Genomic DNA, 20,000 nt, shown 5'->3' with positions numbered 1-20,000 from the left:
TTTCACTGTTTAGGGCTTGTAGCTCAGGTGGTTAGAGCGCACGCCTGATAAGCGTGAGGTCGGTGGTTCGAGTCCACCCAGGCCCACCATTAAGTTCTTATGACCTAACACAATGAACGTTAGTGAATTGATGTAGGTCAAACGCAACAAAAATTGATCTTTGAAAATTTCACAGTAAGAAAGAAATTGTTATATAAATACAATTTTACTGGTCAAGCTAATAAGAGCATAGGGTGAATGCCTTGGCACCAGAAGCCGATGAAGGACGTGGTAAGCGACGATATGCCTCGGGGAGCTGCAAACAAGCTTCGATCCGGGGATTTCCGAATGGGGAAACCTGCCTAGATAAACTCTAGGTATCATCTACTGAATACATAGGTAGGTGAGGGAACACCAGGAGAACTGAAACATCTAAGTATCCTGAGGAAAAGAAAGAAAAATCGATTCTCCAAGTAGCGGCGAGCGAACGGGGAACAGCCCAAACCAGGTATTCAACTGAACTTTGTTCAGTTGGAAATTGTAAATTATGAATTGTGAATTTTAAATTAAAAGATGTTAAAGCAATCAAGTAAATAACACTTTAATTCACAATTTAAAATTTAACATTTTAAATTTTCAACTCAGCAAGGCTGAGTTGAATACCTGGGGTTGCGGACTGGCACAACTTAAGTCAATCTTGTAGTCGAAGGACCTGGAAAGGTCTACCATAGAAGGTGATAGTCCTGTAGGCGAAACAAGATAACTTAAAGCCATGATCCAGAGTACCATGGGACACGTGAAATCCTGTGGGAAGCAGGGGGGACCACCCCCCAAGGCTAAATACTATCTGGTGACCGATAGTGAAGAAGTACCGTGAGGGAAAGGTGAAAAGAACCCCGGGAGGGGAGTGAAATAGAATCTGAAACCCTATGTTTACAAGCAGTGGAAGCACTTTATATGTGCGACCGCGTACTTTTTGTAGAACGGGCCAGCGAGTTACGATATGCAGCAAGGTTAAGCTGTTAAGCAGCGAAGCCGTAGGGAAACCAAGTCTAAATAGGGCGTTTAGTTGCATATCGTAGACCCGAAACCGGGTGACCTACCCATGGGCAGAGTGAAACGAAAGTAAAATTTCGTGGAGGCTCGAACCGTTTAGCGTTGAAAAGCTATCGGATGACCTGTGGGTAGCGGTGAAATTCCAATCGAACCCGGAGATAGCTGGTTCTCCTCGAAATAGCTTTAGGGCTAGCCTCAAGAATAGTGACGTGGGGGTAGAGCACTGAATGGTCTAGGGGCACATAGTGTTACCAAAACCTATCAAACTCCGAATACCATAGTCATGTTTCTTGGGAGTCAGACTGCGGGAGATAAGTTTCGTAGTCAAAAGGGAAACAGCCCAGATCACCAGCTAAGGTCCCTAAGTACAGGTTAAGTGGGAAAGGATGTAAGGTTACACAGACAACCAGGATGTTGGCTTAGAAGCAGCCACTCATTCAAAGAGTGCGTAATAGCTCACTGGTCGAGTGACCTTGCGCCGAAGATTACCGGGGCTAAAACCTGTCACCGAAGCTGTGGGATGCATTTGCATCGGTAGAGGAGCATTCTGTACGGGCTGAAGCTACACCGTAAGGAGTGGTGGACTGTACAGAAGAGAGAATGCTGGCATGAGTAGCGATAAGGTAAGTGAGAATCTTACCCGTCGAAAGCCTAAGGTTTCCTGAGGAAGGCTCGTCCGCTCAGGGTTAGTCGGGACCTAAGCCCAGGCCAAATGGCGTAGGCGATGGACAACAGGTTGATATTCCTGTACTACCTATATGCGTTTGAGAGATGGGGTGACGCAGGAGGATAAGCTGAGCGCACCGTTGGTTGTGTGCGCCCAAACTAGTAGGAAGCTCCTATAGGCAAATCCGTAGGAGAGTTCCGAGAAGTGATGGGGAGCGAAAAATAAGTAGTGAAGCAGCTGATTCCACACTGCCAAGAAAAGCCTCTATCGAGTATATTAGGTACCCGTACCGCAAACCAACACAGGTAGGCGAGGAGAAAATCCTAAGACGTTCGGAAGAACTCTTGTTAAGGAACTCGGCAAAATAGCCCCGTAACTTCGGGAGAAGGGGTGCCGGTTAAAGTGAAGTACTTGCTACGTAAGCTTTGACTGGTCGCAGTGAATGGGCCCAAGCGACTGTTTACCAAAAACACAGGTCTCTGCTAAGTCGAAAGACGATGTATAGGGGCTGACACCTGCCCGGTGCTGGAAGGTTAAGGGGAAGGGTTAGCTGTAAAGCGAAGCTCCGAACTTAAGCCCCAGTAAACGGCGGCCGTAACTATAACGGTCCTAAGGTAGCGAAATTCCTTGTCGGGTAAGTTCCGACCCGCACGAAAGGCGTAACGACTTGGGCACTGTCTCAACAAGAGATCCGGTGAAATTGTAGTACTCGTGAAGATGCGAGTTACCCGCGACAGGACGGAAAGACCCCGTGGAGCTTTACTGTAGGCTGACATTGGATTTTGGTATTGCCTGTACAGGATAGGTGGGAGACTGAGAAACCAGAGCGCCAGCTTTGGTGGAGTCGTCCTTTGGATACCACTCTTGCAATGCTGAAATTCTAACCAGAGACTGTGAATCCAGTCTTGGGACACTGTCAGTTGGGCAGTTTGACTGGGGCGGTCGCCTCCCAAAGAGTAACGGAGGCGCTCAAAGGTTCCCTCAGCACGGTCGGAAATCGTGCGAAGAGTGTAAAGGCATAAGGGAGCTTGACTGCGACACCTACAAGTGGAGCAGGAACGAAAGTTGGACTTAGTGATCCGGTGGCACCGAGTGGAAGGGCCATCGCTCAACGGATAAAAGCTACCCCGGGGATAACAGGCTTATCTCCCCCAAGAGTCCACATCGACGGGGAGGTTTGGCACCTCGATGTCGGCTCGTCTCATCCTGGGGCTGGAGTAGGTCCCAAGGGTTGGGCTGTTCGCCCATTAAAGAGGCACGCGAGCTGGGTTCAGAACGTCGTGAGACAGTTCGGTCCCTATCCGTCGTGGGCGTAGGAAATTTGAGAGGAGCTGTCCCTAGTACGAGAGGACCGGGATGGACAGACCGCTGGTGCATCAGTTGTCTCGCCAGAGGCACAGCTGAGTAGCTATGTCTGGAAGGAATAAGTGCTGAAGGCATCTAAGCACGAAGTCTCCCTCAAGATGAGATTTCCCACTTTTTAAGGTAAGACTCCAAGTAGATTACTTGGTTGATAGGTCCTAGGTGTAAGAGTAGCAATACTTTTAGCTAAGGGATACTAATAAGTCGAGGGCTTGACCAATTATATTCTTACTGTGATTTTTCAAAATCAATATCTGGTGACGTTGGCTAGAGGGTCACACCTGTTCCCATACCGAACACAGAAGTTAAGCCTCTAAACGCCGATGGTACTTGGGTGGTAACGCCCTGGGAGAGTAGGAAGTTGCCAGATCATACATATATAAAAAGCTCTATCTCGTAGGTCGAGGTAGGGCTTTTTTCTTATGTTATTGACACATATAATGAATTGTAAATGGTTTTAACCAATAAACTTAGATATTTGGCTTTAAATAATAAAAAAATCAATAAAACATAGAAAAGTTATTATTAGTAGCAAAAACTGTCTTTTTAGTTCTTTGACAGTTTTTTTTATGAATGATACAATAAATAGTACTATTAGTTTAGGAATACACTAAATATAGTTGTTTGGAGGTGTTATAATGAATCTTTCAGATAATGCACTTAAAGTGCTTGAGAGAAGGTATTTAACAAAGGACGAAAGTGGAAAAATAATTGAAACACCAAAAGAGATGTTTGAAAGAGTTGCAAAATTTTTAGCAAAAGCAGATAGTATATATGATGATAATGCAGATATAAATGATACAGAAAAAAGTTTTTTTGATATGATGGCTAATTTAGAGTTCATTCCAAATTCACCTACTCTAATGAATGCAGGAAAAGAATTAGGACAATTGTCGGCTTGTTTTGTGTTGCCAATTGAGGATTCTATGGAAGGAATTTTTGATGCAATAAAAAACGCAGCACTTATACATAAAAGTGGTGGCGGAACTGGATTTAGTTTTTCTAGACTTAGACAAAATGGTTCAACAGTGAAGTCAACAGGCGGAGTTGCTTCTGGACCAATAAGTTTTATGAAGGTATTTAATGCAGCTACAGAGGCTGTAAAACAGGGAGGTACCAGAAGAGGTGCCAATATGGGAATACTAAGGATTGACCATCCTGATATTATGGATTTTATCGAATGCAAAAGTGACACAGCTGAGATCACAAATTTTAACATAAGTGTTGGGATTACAGAAAAATTTATGGAAGCAGTAAACAATGATGAAGACTATGAGCTTATAGATCCTCATACTAAACAGGTGGTAGGAAAGTTAAATGCAAGAAAAGTATTTAAGCATATTGTAGAAATGGCATGGAATACTGGTGAACCAGGTATTGTTTTTTTAGATAGGATAAATGAAGCAAGTCCAATTGAAAAGTTAGGAGAGATAGAAAGTACTAACCCATGTGGCGAACAGCCTCTTTTACCCTATGAAAGCTGTAACTTAGGTTCTATTAATTTAGCTAAGATGGTAGTAGAAGGACCCAATGGCTATGAAATAGATTATAATAAATTAGATAAAACAGTTAGAACTTCAGTACATTTTCTTGACAATGTAATAGATATGAACAAATATCCATTGCCTGAAATTGATGAAATGACAAAAAAGACTAGAAAGATAGGATTAGGAGTCATGGGTTTTGCAGATGTATTGTTTTATCTTGGCATTCCTTATAATTCACAACAAGCTGTAGATTTAGCAGATGAATTGATGAGTTTTATAGATAAGGTTTCTAAAGAAAAATCCATGGAATTGGCAGAGAAAAGAGGGGTATTCCCAGCATATGAATTGAGTACTTACTATGAAAAAGGAACTCCTATGAGAAATGCTACGACTACTACAATTGCGCCAACAGGGACAATAAGTATTATAGCTGGGGCTAGTAGTGGTGTTGAACCGTTATTTGCAATTTCATTTATTAGAAATGTAATGGACAACGATAAATTATTAGAGGTACATCCTTATTTCGAAAAGGTTGCCAAAGAAAGAGGATTTTATACACAAGAATTGATGGAGAGAATAGCAAGAGAAGGTTCCATACAACATATAGAAGAAATTCCTGAAGATATAAGAAGTGTTTTTGTTACTGCCCATGATATATCTCCATTTTGGCATGTTAAGATGCAAGCAGCATTTCAGAAACATGTAGACAATGCAGTATCAAAAACAGTTAATTTCAAAAATGATGCTACAAAAGAAAATGTTGAAGAAGTATATATGCTAGCTTATAAATTAGGCTGTAAAGGTGTAACTATTTATAGAGATGGCAGTAGGGAAAATCAAGTATTGAGTACAGCAAAAAAAGAAGAAAAAAGAGAAGTAATGGTGGGAAGTCTTCCCCTTGTAAAACCAAGAATGAGACCAGCTATTACAAGAGGAATTACTGAAAAAGTTAAAATTGGTTGTGGAAATCTTTATATCACTGTTAATTCTGATGAAAATGGCGTATGTGAAGTATTCACAAATCTAGGTAGAGCTGGAGGATGTCCAAGTCAAAGTGAAGCAACAAGTAGGCTAATATCTATTGCATTGAGGTCTGGTATGGATGTAAAAGAGATAATTGAACAACTTAAAGGCATAAGATGTCATTCTACATTAAGACAAAAAGCTACTAATAAAGAAATAAAAGTTCTTTCTTGTCCAGATGCAATTGGTAAAGCTTTGGAAAGGGCTATGAATACTTGTGTAGAAGTAGATAATTCTACAGTAGATGATTTAACATGTACTTTGGATGAAGAATTAGAGTCTTCAAAAATAGAAAATATTTCAATGAATAATGAATCAATTTGTCCTGAATGTGGTAGTATTTTGGAGCATGAAGGTGGATGTAATATTTGTAGAAATTGCGGATTTTCTAAATGCGGTTAAAGGAGTGAAAATATGAGATATGAAGGTGCATTGTATAGGCCTCCTAGTGAAGCTTATAGTCTTATAGTTCAGGCTACTATAGGATGTTCTCACAATAGATGTACTTTTTGTTCTATGTATAAGGAGAAGAATTTTAGGGTTAGAAGTGTAGAAGAAATATTGGAAGATCTTTCAGCTGGGAGAGAATATTATAAAAGAGTAAAGAGAATATTTTTAGCTGATGGAGATGCCTTAATTATAAAGACAAAAGATCTAATAAAGATTTTAAAGGAAATAAAAACAGTTTTTCCCGAATGTGAAAGAGTTGGAATATATGGTTCCCCTAGATCTATACTTGGTAAAAGCAGGGATGAACTAATGGAGTTAAAAGGATTAGGCCTTGGTATCGTTTATTTAGGAGTAGAATCTGGAAGCGATATTATACTAAAAAGTATTAATAAAGGTGTAACTTCTGAAGAAATGATAAGGGCTGGAAAGAGAATAATTGATTCAAATATAGAGCTTTCTGTTACCCTTATATCTGGTATAGGTGGAAGAAAACTATCTAGGGAACATGCCATAGAGTCAGCTAGGGTAATAAATGAAATCAATCCTAATTATGTTGGACTTTTGACACTTCTATTAGAAGAAGGTACTCAACTCTATAGTGACCATGAAAAAGGGAAATTTAAGATTTTGACTCCAAAAGAAGTATTAACTGAGACAAAGTTATTTGTTGAAGGTTTAGATATTGACAATTGTATTTTCAGAAGTAATCATGCTTCTAATTATGTTCCCCTTAGAGGTACGTTAAACAAGGATAAGCAAATTATTTTAGCTCAAATAGAAGAAGGATTACAGATGGTGAATTTAGAAGAAGGAGAATTTCTAAGACGATTATAAAACATGTTGTTATTTCAAAATAAAAGTGGTATAATTGAAAAGATAAAAGGTGCACAAGTCTTTAACTCAGTCCTGTGAGACTGGCAAGATTGTGAAAATGTAGGAGTTTTTATGCATATAACTTCTTGCTGTAAGCAAGAAGTTTTTTTTGTAGCCTTTATCTCACAATCAGTTAAAGTATGCCTTTTAAATCAGTCCCGTGAGACTGAAAAAGGAGATTAAATCTCCCAAAATAATATGAGGAGGTTTTTTTTATGACAGACAATGTATTAAGAAGTGATTCAAAATTAGAAAAAGAAATTAGTTTAAAAAGTTCTTCAAGGAAAGTAGTACTAGCACTGCAACATTTAATAGCTATGTTTGGTGCAACAGTTTTAGTACCTATGCTAACAGGCTTAAATCCATCTATAGCATTATTTTCAGCAGGAATGGGTACACTTATATTTCACCTATGTACAAAGGGTAAAGTACCAGTGTTCTTAGGTTCATCCTTTGCTTTTATTCCAGTAGTAATAACTGTTAATAAATTATACAATGGAGACTTTTCATATGCACAAGGCGGTATGCTTGTAGCTGGATTAATATATGTTATAGTATCTCTTTTAATTAAAAAAATAGGTGTTGAGAAAATACAAAAATTCTTACCATCTCAAGTAGTAGGACCAATGATAATTGTAATAGGTATGAATCTTATACCAACAGCATTTGACATGGCTAGCAATAACTTTATGGTAGCAGCAATAACTCTGGCAACTGCATTATTGGTTAATTTTAAAGGTAAGGGTTTTTTCAAGCAACTTGCGATTTTAACAGGAGTAATAGTTGGATATTTAGTATCCTATAAAATAGGAATAGTAGATATGAGTATAGTAAAAGAGAGTCCGTTTATTTCATTGCCTCCATTCAACGCACCAAAATTTGATTTTGGAGCAATAGCTATTATAGCTCCTGTAGTATTAGCTGTATTTATGGAACATATAGGGGATATAACTACAAATGGACAAGTAGTAGGGAAGAACTTTATAGAAGACCCAGGACTAAATAGAACCCTTCTAGGAGATGGTCTTGCAACAATAGCAGCATCATTAATAGGAGGACCTGCAAATACAACTTATGGTGAAAATACAGGAGTTCTTGCAATAACTAAAAATTATGATCCATCAATTCTTAGATTAGCAGCTGTATTTGCCATAGCATTAGGATTTGTATCAAAGGTAGGAGCATTTCTAAATACTATACCAGTTCCAGTAATGGGTGGAATAAGTATTATGTTATTTAGTATGATATCTCTAGTAGGAGTTCAGACTATAAAGAACAATAAAGTAGAATTTAACACAAAGAACATTATAGTAATGGTTACAATATTAGTTTTTGGCCTTGGAAGTAGTATTGTAGAAAAGAAATTTGGAATAACCATAGGAATTCCAGTAACTAAAACTGTAAAAATATCAGGATTAAGTTTTGCAGCAATAGTTGGTGTAGCTTTAAATGCAGTATTAAATAAGAACGAAAAATAGTGAGTTAATATAGAGCCTTTCTTCAAATGAAGAAGGGCTTTTTGAATAGACAAAATTCGTAATAACATATAAAATAAAATGGAATGATAAAATTATTGATAATGTTTAAAAAGGAGTAAATATTATGGTTAAGGTAATAGTTGTAGGTGGTGGTGCAGCAGGAATGATGGCTGCAATTTCAGCTAGAAGAAAAGGGGCTTCAGTTACCATTTTAGAAAGAAACCCAAGAGTAGGAAAGAAGATACTAGCAACTGGTAATGGAAGATGTAATTATACAAATGTATTTTTAGATGTGAAAAATTATCATGGTAATAATCCGAAATTTGTATACAGTCCTCTTTCTCAGTTCAATGTAGAAACCACCATAGATTTTTTTGAAAGGTTAGGAATTACTCATGTAGTTGAGGATAAGGGAAAAGTATTTCCACTTTCTTTTCAAGCTTCTAGTGTATTAGATGTACTTAGATATGAGTTAGATGAAATAGGAGTTGAAATACTTTGTGACTCATATGTAAAAAAAATAGAGAAAGAAAGAAATGTCTTTAAACTTACTCTAGATGACAATAAAAGAATCAAGGGGGATAAAGTTATTATAGCCACAGGAGGAAATGCAATGCCTTCTTCTGGTTCAGATGGAAATGGATATGATTTAGCAAAATCATTGGGACATAATGTTGTTTCTGTATTTCCGGGACTTGTTCAACTTAAGTTACAAGGTGATTTTTTTAAGAGAATTGATGGGGTAAAGATAGTAGGCACAGCAACTTTATTGAATAATGGAAAAGATATTGGAGAGGATTCAGGAGATATTCTATTTACTAAGTATGGTATATCAGGTCCCCCAATACTTCAATTGAGTAGAAGAGCATTGGAATTATTAAATAAAAACAAAAAACCTGTATTGAAAGTGTCTATAATAAGTGGCAAGAGCAAAGAAGAACTAAGTGAATATTTGAAAATACGATTTACTTATATGCCGAAAAAAACAATAGAAATTGGATTAATTGGACTATTAAATAAAAGACTAATTCCAGTAATATTAGAGGAAGCAGGGATTGACAAGGGAAAAATAGTTTCCAATATTTCAAATGAAGAAATAGATTCATTAGCTGAAATACTTACAGATTGGAGATTTAATATAATTGGGAGCAAATCTTTTGATTTTGCACAAGTGACTGCAGGTGGCATAGATACAAGAGAAATAGATGGTAGGACTATGGAATCAAAATTGATAAGTGGATTGTACTTTGCAGGTGAAGTTGTTGACATTGACGGGGATTGTGGAGGATTTAATCTACAATGGGCTTGGTCATCAGGTTATGTAGCTGGACTAAATGCGACATTGTAAAATTATTAATAACTTGATTATTTTAGTAAATACTTTATAATTTAAATTGTTGTACTTTATAAAATTTAAGGGGGGCTATAGATATGATATACATAGAAAATAATTGTAATAAACCTCAATTCAATTTAGCTCTAGAAGAATATGTATTTAACTATTTAGATGAATTTGATGAAATATTTTTGTTGTGGATAAATGAACCAACAATAGTAGTAGGGAAACATCAAAATACCATAGAAGAAATAAATGTTAATTATGTGAAAGAGAATAATATTAATGTAGTAAGACGTCTTTCAGGTGGTGGAGCGGTATATCATGATTTAGGGAACTTAAACTATACCATTATTTCTAAAAGTAGTGGTTCTAGCAATTTTGATTTTAAAACTTTTTCTCAACCAGTAATTGATGTATTGGCTGATTTAGGTATCAAGGCAGAGTTTACTGGAAGAAATGATATTGTTATAGATGGAAAGAAGTTCTGTGGAAATGCTCAATACAAGAGCAAGGGAAGAGTGCTTCATCATGGGGCTATTCTCTTTGATACTGATTTAGAGGTACTAGGAAAGGCACTTAAGGTATCAAAGGATAAGATTATGTCAAAAGGAGTTAAGTCAGTAAGAAGCAGAGTAACAAAAATAACTGATCATTTAAAAGAAGATTTAACAGTAGAAGATTTCAAAAAACTATTATTAAAGCGTATGTTTGGTGGAGACGAAGAGATAAAGGTATATGAGTTAAGTGATGAAGATTATGCAAATATTAACAAGTTGGTTGAAGAAAGATATGGCACTTGGGAATGGGTATTTGGAACATCTCCTTCTTTCAATATAGAAAAGGATAGAAGATTTGCAAGTGGAAAAGTAGAAGTAAAATTAAATATTCGTGATGGAATAGTTAAAGATATTAAATTTTATGGAGATTTCTTTGGTCATGGTGAATTAAAAGATGTAGAAGAAAAGATTATTGGCACAAAATACAAAAGAGAAGAAATACAAAATGTGTTGAAAAATGTAGATTTAGAATACTATTTTGCTGGTATCTCTAAGGAAGAATTGTTTGATTTAATTATAGATTAATTTGACTTGACAAATGAGTATATTTTGATATATCATTAATCAAAATGTAAATTTAATATTTAAAGGCTTTGATGAGGAGAGTAATGAAAAAACTGATTTACAGAGAAATAATCAATTGGTGAGAGATTATATTTAAGTTTTTCATGAAGATCACCTCGGAGCTAAATATCTGAAATAAGTAGGATATTTCGCCTATGGCGTTATGTAAATGAAGTGATAAGGTATACTTATAATGTGGGTGGTACCGCGATAAATTCGTCCCTAAGTTTTTGACTTAGGGATTTTTTAATTTAACAAGAAATTAGAGAGAAAGGATGAATATGAAATGGCTTTTAAGGAACTATCAAATTTGCCAGTAAATGAAAGAGAAAATAATGTTTCAAATTACTGGGATGAGATAAATCTACTTGAAAAAAGTGTAGAAACAAGAGACAAAGATAATAGTTTTGTATTCTATGAAGGTCCTCCAACAGCAAATGGAAAACCTGGAATTCACCATGTTATGGGTAGGACTTTGAAAGATACTGTATGTAGGTATAAGACTATGCAAGGGTATCGTGTGAAGAGAAAAGCTGGATGGGATACTCATGGACTTCCTGTAGAAATAGAGGTGGAAAAACAGCTTAAACTAAACAATAAGCAAGACATTGAAGCTTATGGTATGGAAAAATTCAATAAAAAATGTAAGGAATCTGTATTTAAATATGAGAGCCTTTGGAGAGATATGACCAAGAGAATGGCTTATGAAATTGATTTAGACAATCCTTATATTACATTAGATAACAATTATATTGAATCTGTATGGTGGATATTAGACAAATTTTTCAAAGAAGGTTATGTCTATGAAGGGCACAAGATACTTCCATACTGTTCAAGATGTGGAACGGGGCTAGCTTCCCATGAAGTAGCTCAAGGATACGAAGAAATAAAAACTGAAACAGTAATTGCTAAGTTTAAGAAAAAAGATGCAGATGAATATTTCTTAGCATGGACTACTACACCTTGGACATTGCCAAGTAATGTGTCACTAACTGTAAATCCTGAAGAAACATATATAAAAGTAAGACAAAATGATGAAATATACTATGTTGGAAAAGTTCTTGCTGGAAAGGTATTAGGAGAAGATTATGAAATCCTTGAAGAGATGAAGGGTAAGGATTTAGAATATGTTGAATATGAGCAACTTTTACCATTTATAAAGACTGACAAAAAGGCATTCTTTATTTCACTTGCTGATTATGTAACTACTGAAGATGGTACAGGAATAGTTCACTCTGCACCAGCATTTGGTGAAGATGACTACAATACTGGAGTTAGATATGATCTACCAGTACTTCAACCAGTAAATGAAGAAGGTAAGTTTACAGATACACCTTGGAAAGGTAAATTTGTAATGGATGCAGATCCAGATATAATCCAGTGGTTAAGGGAAAATGGAAAGCTATTTAAGAAGGAAAGAATGCTTCACAACTATCCTCATTGCTGGAGATGTCATACTCCATTACTATACTATGCAAAACCAAGTTGGTATATTGAAATTACTAAGTTAAAAGAAAAGTTAATTGAAAATAATAATAAGGTAGAATGGTATCCACAATTTGTTGGAGAAAAGAGATTTGGAAATTGGCTTGAAAACCTAAATGATTGGGCAATTTCAAGAAGTAGATATTGGGGAACCCCATTAAATATTTGGAGATGTGATGAATGTAATCATACCACAAGTATAGGTTCAAGAAGCGAATTAGCAGAAAAAGCTATAGAAGACATAGATGAAAATATCGAACTTCACAGACCTTATGTAGATGATGTTCATATAAAATGTGAAAAATGTGGCGCTACTATGACTAGAGTGAAGGATGTAGTGGATGTTTGGTTTGACAGTGGTTCTATGCCTTTTGCTCAACATCATTATCCTTTTGAAAACAGTGAAAACTTTGATGAATTGTTCCCCGCAGAATTTATTTCTGAAGGTATAGACCAAACTAGAGGTTGGTTCTATTCACTTCTAGCTATTTCAACATTTGTTACAGGAAAAGCTCCTTATAAGAGAGTGCTTGTAAATGACCTTATACTAGACAAAGACGGAAGAAAGATGTCAAAGTCTAGAGGAAATACTGTAGATCCATTTTCACTTTTCGACAAATATGGTGCAGATGTTTTAAGATGGTATTTACTTTATGTATCACCACCTTGGACTCCAACTAGATTTGATGAAGATGGCCTTAAGGAAGTTGAAAGTAAGTTCTTTAGAACTGTAAGAAATGTATATAATTTCTTTACTCTATATGCAAATACAGATGAAATCGATCCAAGAGAATTTAGCGTAGCATATAGTGATAGACCAGAGTTAGATAGATGGATTCTTTCAAAATACAATAGTTTGCTTAAAAATGTAGAAGAAGATATGAATGAATTTGACTTGACTAGAGCTGTAAGAAGAATTCAAGAATTTATCAATGAAGATATGTCAAACTGGTATATAAGACGTTCTAGAAGAAGATTTTGGGCTACAGAACTAGATGAAGACAAAAAGGCAGTATATCTTACTACCTATGAAATATTAGTAGGATTATGCAAGGTTACAGCTCCATTTGTACCATTTATGTCTGAAGAAATGTATAGAAAATTAACTGGTGGATTGTCAGTTCATCTAGAAAACTATCCTAGGGTTTACGAAGAACTAATAGATAAAAAACTTGAAGATAAAATGGATTTAGTTAGAGATTTAGTAGGTCTTGGAAGAGCTTCAAGGGAAAAGGTAAGAATCAAAGTTCGTCAACCATTGAGTGAAGTACTACTTGATGGAAAACATGAAGATATAATAAGTGACTTAGTTCCACTTATAAAAGAAGAGTTAAATGTAAAAGAAGTTGTATTTGAAAAGGATTTATCTAAGTTCATGAATTACTCATTGAAGCCAAACTTTAAAGTAGCAGGACCTGTACTAGGGCCAAAGATCAAAGATCTAGGAAAGGCACTAAATGAAGTAAATCCTCATGAAACTGTTGAAAAACTAGAAAGAGATGGTAAGATTACTTTGAATTTAGGTGGAGAAGATGTAGAAATAGAAAAGGATTTTGTAATGGTGACTATTTCTTCAAAAGAAGGTTTTGATGTAGCCATGGAAAACAATCTATTTGTAATTCTAGATACAACATTGACTCCTGATTTAATCAATGAAGGATATGCAAGGGAGTTTATATCAAAGATTCAACAGATGAGAAAGAACAATGGATATGAAATGTTAGACAATATAAAGATATTCTATGATGGAAATGATGAAATAGAAACTGCAGTTAAACTTTATGAAGACTTCATCAAAGAAGAAACCCTAGCAGTTTCCATAGAAAAAGTAAATGATGATTCCTTTGAAAAACAAGACTTAAACGGGCAAGAAACAGGAATCAAATTAGAAAAAGTACAATAACAAAACAGCACAGGGGACTTAAAGCTTCCTGTGCTGTTTTGAAATATTTATTTCTAGTATCGAAATAAATGTGGTATAATTAATTTAAAATAAGATACAAGGGGGAGTATGCATGGAAAAGTTAGAAAAGCTAGCTTTAGAATTACAAAAGCTAAGTGTAGATTTAAGTAGATTGAGCTGGGTTCAATACACTGTAGGATACGACCTTGGAATAGAAGAAGCTTATAAAAAGGTTAATGACTTTTTAGGAGATAAGAAAAACTACGATATTGTATGTGAGTATTTAGATAAAGATTTGGATGCAAAAGATAAGAGAAAAGTTGAAATAGCATATAATGCAATTAAACCATATCATTTAAGTAAAGAATTAAATGAATTAAATATAGAAATTCAAAAGAAGACAAATGATCTTTCACAGATACTTAATACATTTAGATTTAAGATTGATGGCAAGGAAGTATCAGGGGTAGAGATAGCTCAAATACTATCTGAGTCAGAAGATAGAGATTTGAGAAAAAAAGCATATTTTGCTAGAAATCAAATCAACAAACCATTAGTAGATGGTGGATTTATTGATTTAATCAATTTAAGAAAAGAATATGCAAAAGCCTATGGAGATAATAATTTTGTAGAGCATAAGTTAAAAATGGACGAACTATCTCCTAATATCTTTGACAATTGGAAAGATGATTTAAGTGGATATATTGATACATTAAATAGTAAAAGAAGTGAATATGCTAGAAAGTTTATCAATGAAGAAGAACTTATGCCTTGGGATGGAGCTTATGTAAAATCCAAAATAGCACCATCACTTAATACTTCTGTTGATATGTCTAATTACTATGATTATCTAAGAAACTTTTTCTTGAACTTTGGAATAGATATTGACAAGTTCAATATTACTTATGATATATTCTCAAGAAAAAATAAATCAGAATGGGGTTACAACTTCCCTATTGAAACAGGAAAGGATTCAAGAATTCTTGCTAATGTAAAAAATAAATACCATGAATACGGAGTTCTTCTTCACGAAACTGGTCATGGAATACACTCTTTTATATTAAAACCAGAAGAAGTAATATTAAATGAAGGTGTAAGTGGAATCATAAGTGAAGGAATAGCTAATTTATTTGGTGGATTCTTATATGATGAAATGTTTACTAAGAATTTCTTTGATGATAGTGTTAAAAAGGAATTTGAAGAAATACAAGAATATGATAAATTAGATTATTTAAGATTTGTAGGAGACATATTCTTTGATCAAGAACTATATAAAAATGATATCAAATCCTTAGATGATATATATGAAGTATATCATAGAGTCTTTAGTGAGTTATTTGGAGATACACCACTAAGTGAAGAGCCTCCATTTGGATATAGAATTCATCATACTACTCATCCTATTTATATGCATAATTATTTTATGGGGGATGTAACTTGTGAAATGCTTAAAAAGGTATTTTACAAGAAATACAATGTAAATTCAGTTGCGGAAAAACCAAAAGAATTTGGAGATTTCCTCATAAGTCAAGTTATTGAACCATCAGGTCTTTACAAATATGAGGAATTGTTTGAAAGAATAAGTGGTGAAAAATTCTCACTAAAATGGTATTTCTAAAAAACAATAGATATGTATATAAAGCCAAGGAAATTTTTCCTTGGCTTTAATTTAAATATTTAAAACTTCTTTAAGAGTTTCAATAAATATTTTATTTTCTTCCATTGTACCTATGGAAACTCTGATGAAAGTACCACCCATTGGTCTTATGATGACACCTCTTTTTTGCATTTCAACAAACACTTCATTTGCATCTTTTTTTACATCTACAAATATGTGATTTGTTTCAGATGCTGGATATTTTAGTCCCATTTTATCAAATTCTTCATATATATAATTTTTGCCTTCTAGATTTACATCATAGGCTTTTTTCAAGAAATCTTCATCTTCTAATGCTGCAACTGCTGCAACTTGTCCAAGAGAGTTCACATTAAAAGGCCCTCTTACTTTATTAATGTTTTCAATAATTTCACTATTTGCAATAGTATATCCTACCCTGATACCAGCTAGTCCATATATCTTGGAAAAGGTTCTCATAACGATAACATTTGGATATTTTTTAACAAATTCTATACTGTTTTTTGGATAATCATCTCTTGTCACGAATTCTCTATAAGCTTCATCATATACAACTACAACGTTTTCGGGAACTTTGTCTAGAAAAGCTAGTACTTCATCTTTAGTAACTATTGTGCCAGTTGGATTGTTAGGATTACATAGCCAGATTACTTTTGTTTTGTCAGTTATTTTTTCAAGCATACCATCTAAATCATAAGTCCAATCTTTAAGGGGTACTATAACAGGAGTACCTCCCATGATCTTAGTAGTTGCTATGTATCTTGGGAAAGTTATATCTGCCATTATTACTTCATCATCTTTTGAAACGAATGTTCTTGAAATAAGATCTATCATTTCGTCTGCACCACTACTTGGCAATACTTCATCAACACCAATGCCAAGCTTTTTAGCTAGTGCTTCTTTTAGTATTGTAGTATTTCCATCTGGATAAAGTGACAAATTATCTAGAGATTTTTTTATAGCTTCAACTGCCTTTTCTGAACACCCAAGTGGGTTTTCATTTGATGCCAATTTGATAACCCTATCTAAACCATATTCCCTTTTTACATCTTCTATAGGTTTACCAGGTTTATAAGGTTTTAGATCTTTGATTTCCTCTCTATAAGATATAGACAAAAAAACCAGCTCCCTTCAAATTATTATACTCTCATATTCTAGTATATCAGTGTCTATAATTTAGGGCAACAATAAAAAACACTATGACAATTACTGAATTCATGATATAATCAATATTGATATTAAATTTAATTTATTCTGAATAATTGTTTTTTTCACAAAAACATTATCTTTTAGTCAAATAAAGGTTTTAAGAGTAATTTTAAGACCTTTGTGGAATATAAATAGTTATAAAAATAAAACGCTAGCTAAGGGGGAGAAATTATGAAAGTATATCAAACAGATGAAATCAGAAATGTAGCCTTCATAGGACATAGTGGTAGCGGTAAAACAACTTTGACAGAAGCTATACTTTACTTAAGTGGAGTAACAAAGAGACAGGGAAAAGTTGACGATGGAAATACAGTTTCAGATTTTGACAAAGAAGAAATATCAAGGAAGGTATCTATTGGATCATCAGTGATACCGGTAGAATGGAATAATATGAAATATAATTTTTTAGATGCACCTGGATATTTTGACTTTGCTGGTGAAATGTATGGTGCATTAAGAGCTAGTGAAGCAGCACTTTTACTAATAGATGCTTCTTCAGGAGTTGAAGTTGGAACAGAAAAAGCATGGAAGTATACTGAAAAACACAATATTCCAAAAGCAATTTTTTTAAATAAAATGGATAAAGAAAATATCAATTTCCAAAAAGTATTGGATCAAATAAAAGATGGTTTGGGAGATAAAGTAGTTCCTTTTGCACTACCTATTGGTTCATCAGAAAACTTCAAAGGTTTAGTAAGTGTAATTGATGAAATCGGGAAAGAGTACAATGGAAAAGATGCTAAAGATATAGAAATTCCAGAGGAATTAAAGGATGAAGTTGCTTCAATAAAGGAAATGTTAGTAGAAAAAGTAGCAGAAACTGAAGAAGAACTAATGGAAAAGTTCTTTGAAGGAGAAGCTTTTACTGATGAAGAAATAACAAGAGGTCTAAAAAAAGCTATAAAAAATGGTGATCTTGTTCCACTAATTGTAGGATGTGCTGACAAAGCTATGGGAGTAGACCTTTTATTAGATATGGTAGGTAAATATGTTCCAACACCAAGTGAAGTTGGAGCTAATAAAGGATATATAGATGGAAAAGAAGTTGAAAGAAAAGTAGATGTAAAAGAACCATTCTCAGCAATTGTATTTAAAACTATAGTTGACCCATTTGTTGGAAAACTTTCGCTATTTAAAGTATTGTCAGGGAAGATCACAAAGGATACTGAAATATTTAATACTGATAAAGATGAGTTAGATAAACTTGGTGGACTATTTGTATTAAGAGGGAAAAATCAAATTGAAGTACCAGAAATTGTAGCTGGAGATATTGGTGCTACTGCGAAACTTCAAATAACTCAAACAAATGATACATTGTGTACTAAGTCAAATATAATTGAATATGAAAAGATTGAATATCCAGAACCTTGCCTATTTTCAGCTGTAGAACCAAAGGCAAAAGGTGATGAAGAAAAAATTGGTACTTCTCTACAAAGACTTGTAGAAGAAGATCCAACATTTGTAGTTGAGAGAAACAATGAAACAAAACAACAATTAATTGGTGGTCAAGGAAATGTACAACTTGATGTAATTGTTAACAAACTTAAGAATACTTTCGGGGTAGAAGTGAATTTGAAAGACCCTAAGATTGCATTTAGGGAAACAATCAAAGGAACTGCAAGCGTTCAAGGAAAACATAAGAAACAATCTGGTGGAGCGGGACAATATGGAGATGTTCATATTAGATTTGAACCATGTGATGAAGAATTTGTATTTGATGAAGAGATATTTGGAGGCTCAGTTCCAAAACAATATATTCCAGCAGTAGAAAAAGGTCTTAGAGAATGTTTAGATGAAGGGGTACTTGCTGGGTATCCAGTAGTTAATTTGAAGGCTGTATTGTTTGATGGTTCTTATCATCCAGTTGACTCCAATGAAATGGCATTTAAGATTGCAGCTTCTCTAGCTTTCAAGAAGGGTATAGAAGCGGCAAAACCAGTGCTTTTAGAGCCAATAATGAAGGTGGAAATATTGATTCCAGATGATTATATGGGAGATATCATGGGGGATATGAACAAACGTAGGGGTAGGATATTAGGCATGGACCAACAAGAAGATGGAACTCAACTTGTAATGGCAGAAGCTCCTATGGCAGAAATGTTTAAGTATGCCATTGACTTGAGAAGTATGACTCAAGCAAGAGGAAGTTTCAAGATGGAATTTGCAAGATATGAAGAAGTTCCTTCTAATATAAGTGAAAAGATAATAGAAGAAGCAAAGGCTGAAAAGGAATAATATTCTAGAGCTCAACATTTATGTTGGGCTCTAATATTTTATTAAAGAAAATTATAAGTATGATGTTCATATTAATATTGAGTATATGTAAGTATTAATAAGTAATATAGTGTATTTCATAGAAAATGAATATTTTTGACAAAATACGGGTATTGAAAAAGATATAAGAATAAGTCAAAATAATTATAAGGGCAAAGTAAGTCAAAGTCAAAGAACAGAGGTGGAAATATGTCTGGACTAAGTAATATAATTGAAGAATTTATTATGGAATTATTTCAAGGAACAGAAGATGGAGTTGTAGAAATTCAGAGAAATGAGTTAGCAGAGTATTTTGACTGTGCTCCTTCTCAGATAAACTATGTTCTTACCACAAGGTTTACTCCATATAAGGGATACTATGTAGAGAGTAGAAGAGGCGGTGGTGGGTATATAAAGATAGTGAAGGTAGAATTTGATACTGAAGAGACTATCAATGAATTGATTGTAAATACTATTGGAAACTCAATAACTAAAAATAAAGCATATAGTATAATAGATAGCCTTCTAGAAGAAGATATAATAACAGAAAGAGAAGCCTATTTGATGAAAGTAGCTTTAGGAGATAGGTCATTAGCTTGTGTTACGGGGAATAGAAATGAACTTAGAGCTGATATATTGAAAAATATGTTGTTGATATTATTGAAGGAATAGGAGGATA

The 20,000-nt window shown here is 34.4% G+C and carries 10 protein-coding genes, 1 tRNA gene, 2 rRNA genes and 1 other annotated feature; of the genes, 12 read left to right on the top strand and 1 reads right to left on the bottom strand.

Annotation, left to right across the window (positions count from 1 at the left end; all coding sequences use genetic code 11):
- The first annotated feature begins 12 nt into the window (after positions 1-12).
- The 10 genes from BQ9840_RS05850 (at position 13) to BQ9840_RS05805 (ending at position 15,841) form a co-directional block, all read left to right on the top strand.
- Positions 13-89 (top strand) — tRNA-Ile (locus BQ9840_RS05850).
- A 121-nt stretch (positions 90-210) separates the two neighbouring features.
- Positions 211-3,284 (top strand): 23S ribosomal RNA (locus BQ9840_RS05845).
- A 33-nt stretch (positions 3,285-3,317) separates the two neighbouring features.
- Positions 3,318-3,434: ribosomal RNA gene (rrf, locus tag BQ9840_RS05840) — 5S ribosomal RNA — on the top strand.
- 268 nt (positions 3,435-3,702) lie between these two features.
- Positions 3,703-5,976, top strand: coding sequence for a vitamin B12-dependent ribonucleotide reductase (locus BQ9840_RS05835; protein WP_077368893.1), 2,274 nt, complete (start codon positions 3,703-3,705; stop codon positions 5,974-5,976).
- Between the two features lie 12 nt (positions 5,977-5,988).
- Complete coding sequence (locus tag BQ9840_RS05830; protein ID WP_077368892.1) at positions 5,989-6,858, top strand: radical SAM protein; 870 nt, start codon at positions 5,989-5,991, stop codon at positions 6,856-6,858.
- 254 nt (positions 6,859-7,112) lie between these two features.
- Positions 7,113-8,375 carry a uracil-xanthine permease family protein gene (locus tag BQ9840_RS05825; RefSeq protein ID WP_077368891.1) on the top strand — a complete coding sequence of 421 codons (1,263 nt, stop codon included), beginning with the start codon at positions 7,113-7,115 and terminating at the stop codon, positions 8,373-8,375.
- A gap of 124 nt (positions 8,376-8,499) precedes the next feature.
- The gene (locus BQ9840_RS05820; protein WP_077368890.1) at positions 8,500-9,723 is read left to right on the top strand and encodes an NAD(P)/FAD-dependent oxidoreductase; all 1,224 of its coding nucleotides are present in this window, start codon (positions 8,500-8,502) and stop codon (positions 9,721-9,723) included.
- Between the two features lie 83 nt (positions 9,724-9,806).
- Positions 9,807-10,796: a lipoate--protein ligase gene (locus tag BQ9840_RS05815; protein ID WP_077368889.1), complete on the top strand. Its 990-nt coding sequence runs from the start codon at positions 9,807-9,809 to the stop codon at positions 10,794-10,796.
- A 59-nt stretch (positions 10,797-10,855) separates the two neighbouring features.
- Positions 10,856-11,062: a binding site (T-box leader), on the top strand.
- A 59-nt stretch (positions 11,063-11,121) separates the two neighbouring features.
- Positions 11,122-14,223, top strand: coding sequence for an isoleucine--tRNA ligase (gene ileS, locus BQ9840_RS05810; protein WP_077368888.1), 3,102 nt, complete (start codon positions 11,122-11,124; stop codon positions 14,221-14,223).
- Positions 14,224-14,335: 112 nt separating this feature from the next.
- Positions 14,336-15,841, top strand: a complete 1,506-nt coding sequence (locus BQ9840_RS05805) for a M3 family metallopeptidase (RefSeq protein WP_077368887.1) — start codon at positions 14,336-14,338, stop codon at positions 15,839-15,841.
- Between the two features lie 51 nt (positions 15,842-15,892).
- Here BQ9840_RS05805 and hisC read toward each other — a convergent pair whose 3' ends face one another.
- Positions 15,893-16,975 carry a histidinol-phosphate transaminase gene (hisC, locus tag BQ9840_RS05800; protein WP_077368886.1) on the bottom strand — a complete coding sequence of 361 codons (1,083 nt, stop codon included), beginning with the start codon at positions 16,973-16,975 and terminating at the stop codon, positions 15,893-15,895.
- Between the two features lie 264 nt (positions 16,976-17,239).
- Here hisC and fusA point away from each other — a divergent pair, with 264 nt between their 5' ends.
- Together fusA and BQ9840_RS05790 are read left to right on the top strand one after the other, a co-directional pair.
- On the top strand, positions 17,240-19,303 hold the full coding sequence (gene fusA / locus BQ9840_RS05795) for an elongation factor G (protein WP_077368885.1): 2,064 nt from the start codon (positions 17,240-17,242) through the stop codon (positions 19,301-19,303).
- Positions 19,304-19,531: 228 nt separating this feature from the next.
- Positions 19,532-19,993, top strand: a complete 462-nt coding sequence (locus BQ9840_RS05790) for a CtsR family transcriptional regulator (RefSeq protein ID WP_077368884.1) — start codon at positions 19,532-19,534, stop codon at positions 19,991-19,993.
- Positions 19,994-20,000: the final 7 nt, after the last annotated feature.

Origin of the sequence: Anaerosalibacter sp. Marseille-P3206, assembly GCF_900155565.1 — a bacterium.
GTDB lineage: Bacteria > Bacillota > Clostridia > Tissierellales > Sporanaerobacteraceae > FUHM01.
Note: the sequence above shows the minus strand (reverse complement) of the source record. Positions and strands in the feature narration are given on the sequence as shown.